The following is a 9,790-nucleotide window of genomic DNA, read 5'->3' as shown; positions in this document are numbered from 1 at the left end:
CTACGGCTCCAACTGGGGCCATTTCAGACTGGCACACTCATTCGTGCGAGGCGGCCGCGAACTCGTCGAGTTGCGTGCGGGAGAAGCCCCACCGGGGCAGCGATCAGCTCTGCGGAGACGCTTTGAGGGATCAGGGAAGGTGCATAGCGGGCAGCCACCGTGGGACCCGCGAAGTCCTTGCCCTCGTCTGGCTGCCGATCGGGACGTGCGACATCGACTCGACCCCGAGGCGATCGCGACGTCGTAGGCATCAGCGATCACACCCTGCGCGGCAAATGCTACGCCTGCTGGCGCGAGCCGCACTGCCGGTCGACGGTGACCCCTGGGACCGACTCAGGAAAGCCGGCGGCGAGAAGCGCGCGTCGTGCCCGCCTGCTCACCGACCCGGCCTATCACGCCGCTGATCACCTCGTCGACCACCGAGGGGTCGATGCCCGTGCGCTCGACCAGCGCCCTGAGTGCGGCCGCATGCAGGTCGACGGGGGTTGCATCTCGGAGTAGGCGCCGCCGGGCTTGCCTTTGGCAAGCGGCGTGCGGACGGCGTCGAGGATGACGGCTGTAGCCATGGCGAGGGCCCTTCTCGGTGGTGACCGGTGCGCACTTGTCCCATCGCGTGAAGCTTGGAGCTGGTTGGGGCCAAGGGGACGTCGCTGGCGGTGCGGGAGATGCTGCTCGACAACCACCGCTTCGACGAGTCAATTCGTCGCACCGGCGCACCGCGCGAAATCCTGACCACCCGACTGCGCAGACTCGTAGCCGCCAAGCTGGTCACCAGGTGCATCACGACGGAACGCCCCGTGGTGCAAATACCACCTCACTGACGCCGGGCAAATCACTTGATCCGATGGTCGCGACCCTTCGCGCATTCGGAGACCGTCATCTCGCCGGTGAGGCCGGTCCCCCGGTGGTCTTTCAGCACTTCTGCGGGAACGTCTACCAGGCCGTTCTCGCGCGCCAGGCCTGCCGCGAAGTCGTGAACCAGAAAGAACTTGCCCTCGTCGATTCCACACCCGCCCGCGACCTAGGGGGTGACCCCGGACACATGTAGGCGGCGACGGATTGCGGCATGAGCTCCCATCTGTCAGCATTGTGGAAACCGATCGGTTTCCACCGGTCTTCGACCTAAAAACAGCAAGGGGAAAAATGACTACCGCTCTCGATCGCGCGGCCCCCGCCTCCGAAAAAGCAGACCCGGGGTTTCGAGGCTCACATGCCGCGCGCTGGTGGGTGCTTGTGGTGCTGGGCGTGGCGCAGCTCATGGTCACTCTCGATGCGACCGTCGTGAACATCGCGCTGCCCGCCGCGCAACAGGACCTCGCCTTCAGTGATGGCGACCGGCAGTGGGTCATCACGGGTTACGCCCTGGCCTTCGGCAGTCTCCTGATGCTCGGCGGCCGGCTCGGGGACCTGTTCGGCCGACGTGCCACCTTCCTGATCGGCCTGCTTGGTTTCGCGATTGCGTCCGGCATCGGCGGTGCGGCCGGCAACTTCGAGATCCTGGTCGCGGCACGCGTCGGCCAAGGCGTCTTCGCCGCACTGCTGGCACCCGCTGCGCTCTCGCTGCTCACCGTGACCTTCACCGAACCGTCCGAGAGAGCGAAGGCCTTCGGCATCTTCAGTGCACTGTCCGGCGCGGGCGCCGCGATCGGGCTGCTCCTGGGCGGCATGCTCACCGAATGGGCCTCCTGGCGATGGGTCATGTTCGTGAACATCGGCTTCGCAGGCCTTGCACTGGTGGGTGGCGTGCTGCTGCTGGCCAAGCATGTCGCCTCCGAGCGGCCCAAGCTGGACATCCCAGGCACGCTCGTGGCCAGTGCCGGCCTGTTCGCCATCGTCTACGGGTTCTCCCACGTCGAGTCGACCAGCTGGACCGACCCGGTCGCCCTCGGCTTCCTGATCGGCGGCGCCGTGCTGCTCGCGGCGTTCGTGGGGGTGGAGGCCCGGGTCGCGCATCCCTTGCTGCCGCTTCGACTCGTGGCTGACCGGACCCGCGGTGGGTCGTTCCTGGCGGTGTTCGTCATGGGCATGGGGATGTTCTCGATCTTCCTGTTCCTCACCTACTACCTGGCAGTCACCCTCGGTTACTCGCCCATCAAGGCAGGAGTTGCGTTCCTTCCGATGGTCGCGAGCATCGTGGTCTCGTCGGTCATCGTGCCGTCGGCGCTGCTGCCGAGGGTCGGTCCGAAGGTCGTGCTCAGCATCAGCTTCCTGGTCTCCGCGGCTGGCATGATCTTGCTGGCTCAGCTCGGGCTGGACAGCGGCTTTACAGCAGGTGTCATGCCCGGACTGATCCTGCTGGGCGTCGGCCTGGGGGGCGTGATGACCACTGCGTTCCAGGGCGCCACCGCGGGCGTACACCACGAGGACGCGGGTGTCGCCTCGGCGCTGATCAACACCAGCCAGCAAGTGGGGGGCTCGATCAGCACGGCGCTGCTGACCACTGTCGCCACGTCGGCGATGACCGACTACCTGTCCTCGCACAAGGCCGGCCCTCTCACCATGGCGCAGGCCCACGTCGAGGGCTACACGGCCACCTTCTGGTGGGGCGCCGGGATCTTCGTGGCCGGCGCGATCATCGCGGCAATCGTGGTGCCGAATTCGGCTCTGGCGCCGTCGGAGGGCGAGGCCGTGATCGCGCACTGAACCTGAACCCCCGCCGCCTGCCGCGGCCGTCCGTCGGGACCAGTCGCGGCAGGCTGCGCGGGGGCATCAGATTGAATACCGATCGGTTTCCATTTCGCTGGAACGGAGCTATCCTCCCGTCATGTCCACCGAGGTGAGATCAAGTCCGCGGGACCGACTGCTGGAGGCTGCGGCCACGCTCACCTACCAGGAGGGTGTGAGCATCGGCGTCGACGCCCTCTGCAAGGCGGCCGGAGTCTCCAAACGCTCCATGTACGCTTTCTTCGAGAGCAAGGACGAGCTGCTGACCGCATGCCTCGAGCAGCTCGAGGACTCCTACGCGGACCGGCTCCTGCCACCGGCGGAGTTCGTGGGCTCGCCTCGCGAGCGGATCTTGCACGTTTTCGACCAGCTGGAGAAGCAAGCGAGCACGCCCGACTTTCTGGGCTGCCGATACCTGTCCGCCCAGATCGAGATCAAGGATCCCAGCCATCCCGCGAGCCAGGTGGCCTACCGGGTCAAGGAGAAGCTGGCGTCCTTCTTCCGCGGCGAAGCCGGCAAGGGTGGGGCGAGCGACCCGCTTCTGCTGGCCCGCCAGCTGATCCTGGTCTTCGACGGCGCCAATGCTCGCGCGGGAATCGGAGCCGACACCCTGACCAGGCTCATCAGGCCCACGGTCACTGCCTTGCTCGATGCAGCGAATATGCGCTGACGGGACTCGGGGCGCTCCTCGAACCGGTTCTGCCCCCGAGGCGGCCGCGGTCACAGGTCGAACCAAGGTTGGACCCGGGACACAGCATCAGCGGGGAGTTGATCGCCGGACTGGGACCAGGTCACCTGGACTGGAGGGCGAGTGCTGGCCCGCCGACGGACGTTGCTGGGCGCGATCGAGCTCAGTTCCGCCCGTCGCCAGCGCCTCCCGGATCGCATCGCTCCGGGCGCGCAGCGCCGTGGCCGCCTCCGTCCACGCGAGGAGAGCGATTCCCTCGGTCACGGCCTGCGCGGGTGGATCGCTGAGCCTCGACTTCCTGCACCGCGCGCTCGGTGACCCGTGGCCCGATGTGAGCGACGAGGCGCTGACGCAGGACCTCCAGTCGTGGCTCGGGCCGCAGTTGGCGCGGGTCCACTCGGCCCAGGATCTTCGTCGTATCGACGTGACTGCCGCGCTGCGAGCGATGGTGCCGTGGCCGGAGGCGGGCAGGCTCAACGACTTGGCCCCTGAGCGCGTCGAGGTGCCCAACGGGTCGAGCGTGCGGATCGACTACTCCCAAGATCAGCCGGTGCTCGCCGAGCGACTGCAAGAGGTCTTCGGCTGGACCGCAGTACCTTCTGATACGGAGTCAGGGTCACGTCGTGAGTTCGACCGTGGCGACGCGGTCGAGGAAACCGTCGACCAGGCGGTGGCTGCGCCGCCGGGCGTTCTCTTCGATGGCGGCCGTGTCAGCTACCAGAGTGTCGACATTGGCTCCCATTGCGACGGCCGCGGCCGCACCGCCGTTGCCGAGCCATCCGGCGAGCATCGAGCTGGTGAGCTCGGGATGGAATACCACTGCCAGGTTGCGTCGTACGACGAACGCCTGCGAAGCCGCCGGGTTCGAGGCCAGCTCACGCGCCCCCGGCGGCAGGGCCCACGATCTAAGTCAAGACCTCAAAAGGCCCGGTCACCACAGTGCTCACCCGCCGGCGGACTCGGACACCATTCAGGCCGAAACCAGCGCCGTGCACCCCCATTACGTGACTGAGACGGACAACCACACCAACAGGAGGAGGGACACGCCGCAGCAACGGCGACAACCGAATACGGCGAGGCGCCTTCACACCACCGCTTACAGGAACTGGCACGGAAATTGACGAAGCCCCGGATCCGAAGTCCCGGGGCCCGTCACACGTGCGCGAGGGGGAGTTGAACCGTAGGAACACCACGCTCGATCAGGCGAGAACTGCGGTCCTGAGCGTGAAACCGCCCTCCAGTTGCCTCCCGTTACCTCGGGGGTGTGCACCCCAGGGGTGCACCGGCCAGATCTATTAAGTTGAGCGAACGCCTTCCGCTACAGCACCCACACTAAGCCCGTCACCCCGCCGGGCGCGGGGAGCCTGATCGCCTGCCAGGTGGCACCCGGTGCGGGCTGATTGGCGCCGACCGCTCCGGATGGGGGATCAGCCGTCAGCGACGGTGGGCTTTACCGCCAGCACGGGACAGGTCGCGTCGAGCAGGATCCGCTGGGCCGTGCTGCCGAAGACCAGCTTCCCGACCGCCGTTCGCGCGCGGAGCCCGAGGACCACCAGGCGGGCGTCGCGTCGTTGTGCGACCTGTATGACGTTGTCGCTGGGGTCGCCCAGGTCTCCGCGATCGACCTCGACGCGGCCGGCGATGTCCGGCCAGCGGGTCTCAAGCTCCCCCACGTCGGGGGCAGCGTCCCCTCGTACGGCGGGCACGATGATCACGGTCTCCCGGTTTCGCGTGGACTCGGCGACGGCGGCCGCGACGGCGGCGTGTCCGGGCGGGGTGTCAGCGTAGGCGACGACGATGGTCATCGGCTTTCCTTTCGATGTTGCGTGGGCGAAGAGGCCGGCCTGGTCACTGCAGGGCGCCGAGGGGCAGGTCGACGGGCAACAGGGAGGGCAGGGACAGCAGCACGAGGCCGAGGACGAGGGTGTAGATGATGGCCGTCCGCGGGCGGGTTCGCGCCGCGTACAGGAGGAACACCGGGGTGAACACCAGCGTTGCTGCGGCGTAGCCCCCGACCATGACGAGAACGAGGAATGCTGCCATGGCCGCGAACGTGCGTGCCGCGATCACCAGGTCGTGGTGCCGGGTCAGGGCTGGGGTGTCGACCCTGGGCTCGACGCGGGTGGCGAGCATGGTGGCTCCCGATCCTCCTGCGGGCTCGCGGGCGTCCTTCACGGCGTCCCGCCCGGCTCGCCGGCGGTTCACACGGGCTTCCTGCCATGTCAGCACGAGCGCAGCGACCAGACCGCACACGGCCACGAGACGAGGCATCAGTCGCGCCTCCTCGGAGAACGACCCGCTCACCCACAGCGCGCCGCCGAACAGGAACACCGCGACGACGGCGACGGCGGCGGACCAGGGCGTGCCGGCCAGCGAGCCCTCCAGCTCGTCGCCGGCTGCGGCCACGTTCTCGTGCTCGTCCCGATGACCGTCGTCGGCCGCACCTGAGGCTCCCCGGAGCCTCTTGATCAGGGACCACAGCACGGGCACGACCAGCAGTGCGGCGAAGGCGAGGACGCCCGGTCGCGCCATCCACTCGGCACCGTCGTACAGGCTGGCGGTCAGGTAGTAGTAGCGCTCCATCGGGATGGCGAGGACGAAGCCGATCAGGAACGGTGCGCGCGGCATGCCGGTGGCCTTGAGGAAGAACCCGGCCACTCCGAGCGCGACCATCACCCACAGGTCGCCGAGCTGGCCGCTCTCCTGGAAGGCGCCGAGGAGCATCACCACGAGAAGACCGGGCCCGAGCACGGCGAAGGGCACCCTGGTGAGCTTGGCGAGTGAACCCGTCGCGAGGAAGCAGAGGAACGCACCGGCGATCGAGGCGATCGCGAACGCCCAGACGATCAGGTACATCAGGTCGAGGTGGTCGGTGACGATGGCCGGCCCCGGCTGGATGCCGTACGTCAGCAGCATCCCGAGCAGCATCGCCGACGGCACGCCGCCCGGAATGCCGAAGAGGAAGGTCGGGATCAGGTCGCCGGCCTCGACCGAGTTGTTGGCGCTCTCGGGACCCACGATGCCGCGCGGGTCGCCCTTGCCGAACTTGCGCTTGTCCTTGGCGGTGGCGACGGCCTGCCCGTAGGCGAGCCAGGTGCCCGCCGTGGCGCCGACGCCAGGGAGGATGCCGGCCCAGATCCCGATCAGTGACCCTCGGATGACCTGCGTCCAGTGGGTCAGCCACTCTCGGATGCCGGATGCCCAGCCACCGGTGAGCTCGACAGGCTTCTCAGCCACACGACGTTGACCGACGCGGCTGGCGATCTCGGCGAGCCCGAACACACCCAGCGCCACTGCGACCAACGAGAGGCCGTCGCTGAGGAAGAGGGAGCCGAAGGAGAAGCGCTCCTCGGCGGTCGTGGGCGAGGTACCGACGAGGCCGAGCAGGAGGCCGAGGAATCCGGCTGTCAGGCCCTTGACGACGTTGCCGCGCGAGAGCACGGCGGCGAGTGAGACCCCGAGGACGGTCAGCATGAAGAGCTCCGGGCTGCCGAACGAGAGCACCAGGGGCCGTGCCAGCGGGATGGCGAGGGTGAGCCCTACCGCGCCGATCAGGCCACCTGCCATCGAGGAGAGGAAGGCGAGTGACAGTGCTCGTTTGGCCTGTCCCTGCCGTGCCATCGCGTAGCCGTCGAGCATGGTCACGCTGGCCGATGCGGATCCGGGCGCGCCGAGCAGGACGGCGGCCACGGTATCCGAGGTGTGCACCACGGCCAGGGCACCGATGAGCATCGCAAGAGCAGGCTCGGGGTCCATGCCGAACGTGACCGGGAGGAGGATCGCCACCGCGCCGGTGCCACCGAGGCCCGGGATCAGGCCGATGACGAGACCGGCCAGCACGCCGATGGCGAGCATGAGGAGAAGTGAGGGATCGGCCAGGGAGGCCAGTGCCGAGAACGCTGCGTCAGTCATGGTGTTGCCCCTAGTCGATCGTGATGTCGTAGTCGGTCTCGAGCAGCTCGAGCACGTCCTCGCGGACGTCTTCGTCCACCCGGTATGCCTCACCGATGCGCTCGGCGAGGTCAGCCGAGGCGTCGATCGGGTAGCCACCGAGGACCTCGGCCGCGGACTTCTGGAATTTGGGGTCGGCGCCCATGTCCTCGGCCGTGGACCGCAGCAGCTCGACTGCCTCGTCCGGGGTGTCCTCTGGGACCCAGAGCGCCTTCTGATAGGTGTACGTCAGCGCCAGGATCGCCCGGTACGTGTCCAGTACCTGCGGGTCCGGCTGCTCCCCGTGGAGCTGCTCGTACACCTCGACGACAGTGGGAAGATCGGGGAAGTTGGGATCGCGCACGATCTCACCGGCCTCGTCCACCTGTCCCAGGGAGAAGAGCGGCACCGCGGTGCCGTCCTCCACCAGCGGCTCCACCGCCGGACCGTAGAACGAGGTGGTCTGGTAGTCGATGTCCACCTCGCCGCGCTGCAGCGCGAGGTTGACCGGGCCGCGGCCCTCGAACCCGAAGGTCGCCTCGACATCGGCGGAGAGGAGGTCGAAGGCCAGCAGCGTCGTGAGGTCGAGGCTGGTCGCCGCGATGCCGCCGAAGACCAGTGGCTTGTCCCGGTCCACGAGGTCCTCGACGCCGCGCACGCCGGCGCCGGTCCGGGCGTAGACCACTGCCCCGGTGCCGTTGGCCAGGATGGGCCGCAGCTCCGTGAAGTCGTAGTGCACCGCTGGCAGCTCGAGGAGGTAGGGCACCACCGTGGAGGCCGTGCTGACCAGGACCTCCGTCCCGTCGGACTTCGCGGAGGTCATGAAGTGGTTCGTGCCGAGGATGCCCTCGCCGCCGTCGTCGTTGACAGGGGCGAGTCCCGGGGAGCCGGGCACCGCCTCGGTCAGCTCGGCCCCAACGAAGCGAGCCCAGGTGTCCGTGCCGCCGCCCTCGGCCAGGGGGATCATCATCTCGACGGTCTCACCGGAGTAGTCGCCGTCGGTGGTGGAGGCCGGCGGGTTCAACAGGTCACCGCCCAGCACGGAGACGCCCACCGCCAGCGCCGCGAAGCCGGCCACGATCGCGCCGGTGAGTCGCGGGCTCGGCGCAGGGCGCTCGAGCGAGTCCTGCGCGGGACTGACGTCATGGTCTCCGGTCGTGGCCACGTCCTCTTCGTTGACGTGCTGGGTCATGAGTTCCTCCAGGTGAAGCGAGCCTCGCACGGACGTCCCGTGTCAAGGGGGTGGATGGTCATGCCGAGGCCGATGGCAGGAGCGGTGGGTCCGGCAGCACCACGGACCCGTGGGCCAGCCGCCGGTAGGTGCGCACGACGCCGACGACGGGGACACCGTCGTGGTCCTCGGCGAAGGTGCTCACGCACCCCGCCGGCGTGCGCAGTCTCAGGCCGGTCGTGGGTCGGAGGGTGGGCACGAGGTCGTGCACGACCGTGCCTGGGGCGCCCGCTGCCAGGGTCAGCGCCACGGAGCCGGTGACCGGGACGGCCGGGTGGAAGCGCCCCATCGACAGCATGCGGACGGTCAGGTCGTTGCCTTCGACGCTCTGAGAGCCGGGAGCCGAGATCAGCGCGAGCTTCGGAACGGCGCGGGCGACGGCACCTGGGCTCTCCGCGAGTCCCATCAGGACCCCCGCTTCACGACGTACCGCGTCGAGGCGGGCCAGCAGCCCCGGAACCAGATCGAGCTCGGCGATCTCCTCGTTCCCCTGCACACCGAAGTCGGAGGCATTGGCCGCCACGACCGGAGCGCCCGCGTCGACCAGCGTGACAGTCACCCCGCCCACGGCCTCCGACAGGATGTCGCGCTGCCGACCCGTGGGGAAGAGCCGTCCGGTGCTCCGGCCGGCCGGATCGACGAAGCCCATGCGCACCGGAGCGCCGGGGAAGGGGACGCCCGGGATCGTCTCGGACGCAGCCTCGTCGAGCAGGCCCCCGGGAGTCGGCACGTGTTGCACGATGAGCTGGTTGGTGTTGGTGTTGAGGACCCGCACGGACGTCTCCGGCGCGTCGGTCCCCACCCAGCCTTCACGGATCGCGAACGACGCGACCACGGCGGAGCAGTTGCCGCAGTTGCTGCCCCAGTCGACCTTCGGCTCGTCGATGCCGACCTGGGCGAACGTGTACTCAACGTCCACACCCGTAGCTGATGAGGGAGCGAGGATGACCGCCTTGCTCGTGGTGGACGTACCCCCACCCACGCCGTCGACCTGCCGGTGGTCCGGGCTGCCGTAGATGCGCAGCAGCACCTCATCGACAGACATGTCCGGGACCTGCAGGTCGTCGCGACGGAAGACCCAGCACTTGCTGGTACCGCCCCGCATCCAGGTCGCGGCGATCTCGCGCATGTTGCCTCCTGAGACGACAGTCCGGACGTTCCGGACCTACTCAGGTTGAGGCCAGGTGAGTTGTAGCACAATCACGGTTCTGCACATCGCCATGAAGCAACACTTCATGGTGGACCGCAGTCCTCCGAGGCGTACCAAGCGCCGCGGT

The 9,790-nt window shown here is 68.4% G+C and carries 8 protein-coding genes; 4 read left to right on the top strand and 4 right to left on the bottom strand.

What is annotated here, in order from left to right:
• Positions 1 to 620 precede the first annotated feature (620 nt).
• From E7Z54_RS24355 to E7Z54_RS07000, 4 genes are all read left to right on the top strand, one after another.
• Positions 621 to 821: a winged helix-turn-helix transcriptional regulator gene (locus E7Z54_RS24355; RefSeq protein WP_378527431.1), complete on the top strand. Its 201-nt coding sequence runs from the start codon at positions 621 to 623 to the stop codon at positions 819 to 821.
• Positions 822 to 1,245: 424 nt separating this feature from the next.
• Positions 1,246 to 2,643: an MFS transporter gene (locus E7Z54_RS07010; protein WP_206056054.1), complete on the top strand. Its 1,398-nt coding sequence runs from the start codon at positions 1,246 to 1,248 to the stop codon at positions 2,641 to 2,643.
• A 121-nt stretch (positions 2,644 to 2,764) separates the two neighbouring features.
• The gene (locus tag E7Z54_RS07005; RefSeq protein WP_136432281.1) at positions 2,765 to 3,334 is read left to right on the top strand and encodes a TetR/AcrR family transcriptional regulator; all 570 of its coding nucleotides are present in this window, start codon (positions 2,765 to 2,767) and stop codon (positions 3,332 to 3,334) included.
• A gap of 238 nt (positions 3,335 to 3,572) precedes the next feature.
• Positions 3,573 to 4,364 (top strand): ATP-dependent helicase C-terminal domain-containing protein, encoded by a 792-nt coding sequence (locus E7Z54_RS07000; RefSeq protein ID WP_206056053.1) that lies wholly within the window; start codon positions 3,573 to 3,575, stop codon positions 4,362 to 4,364.
• Between the two features lie 415 nt (positions 4,365 to 4,779).
• On the opposite strand, the gene E7Z54_RS06995 is transcribed toward E7Z54_RS07000, so the two are convergent.
• The 4 genes from E7Z54_RS06995 to E7Z54_RS06980 are packed head-to-tail and all read right to left on the bottom strand — an operon-like array spanning position 4,780 to position 9,642.
• The gene (locus tag E7Z54_RS06995; protein WP_136432277.1) at positions 4,780 to 5,157 is read right to left on the bottom strand and encodes a universal stress protein; all 378 of its coding nucleotides are present in this window, start codon (positions 5,155 to 5,157) and stop codon (positions 4,780 to 4,782) included.
• 43 nt (positions 5,158 to 5,200) lie between these two features.
• On the bottom strand, positions 5,201 to 7,264 hold the full coding sequence (locus tag E7Z54_RS06990) for a tripartite tricarboxylate transporter permease (protein ID WP_136432276.1): 2,064 nt from the start codon (positions 7,262 to 7,264) through the stop codon (positions 5,201 to 5,203).
• A 10-nt stretch (positions 7,265 to 7,274) separates the two neighbouring features.
• The gene (locus E7Z54_RS06985) at positions 7,275 to 8,474 is read right to left on the bottom strand and encodes a tripartite tricarboxylate transporter substrate-binding protein (RefSeq protein ID WP_136432274.1); all 1,200 of its coding nucleotides are present in this window, start codon (positions 8,472 to 8,474) and stop codon (positions 7,275 to 7,277) included.
• Positions 8,475 to 8,532: 58 nt separating this feature from the next.
• Positions 8,533 to 9,642, bottom strand: coding sequence for a PrpF domain-containing protein (locus tag E7Z54_RS06980; RefSeq protein ID WP_136432272.1), 1,110 nt, complete (start codon positions 9,640 to 9,642; stop codon positions 8,533 to 8,535).
• Positions 9,643 to 9,790 lie beyond the last annotated feature (148 nt).

The organism is Nocardioides sp., from assembly GCF_004803405.1.
Taxonomy (GTDB): domain Bacteria; phylum Actinomycetota; class Actinomycetes; order Propionibacteriales; family Nocardioidaceae; genus Nocardioides; species Nocardioides vastitatis.
The sequence above is the reverse complement of the archived record's forward strand: the minus strand, read 5'-3'. Positions and strand labels throughout refer to the sequence as shown.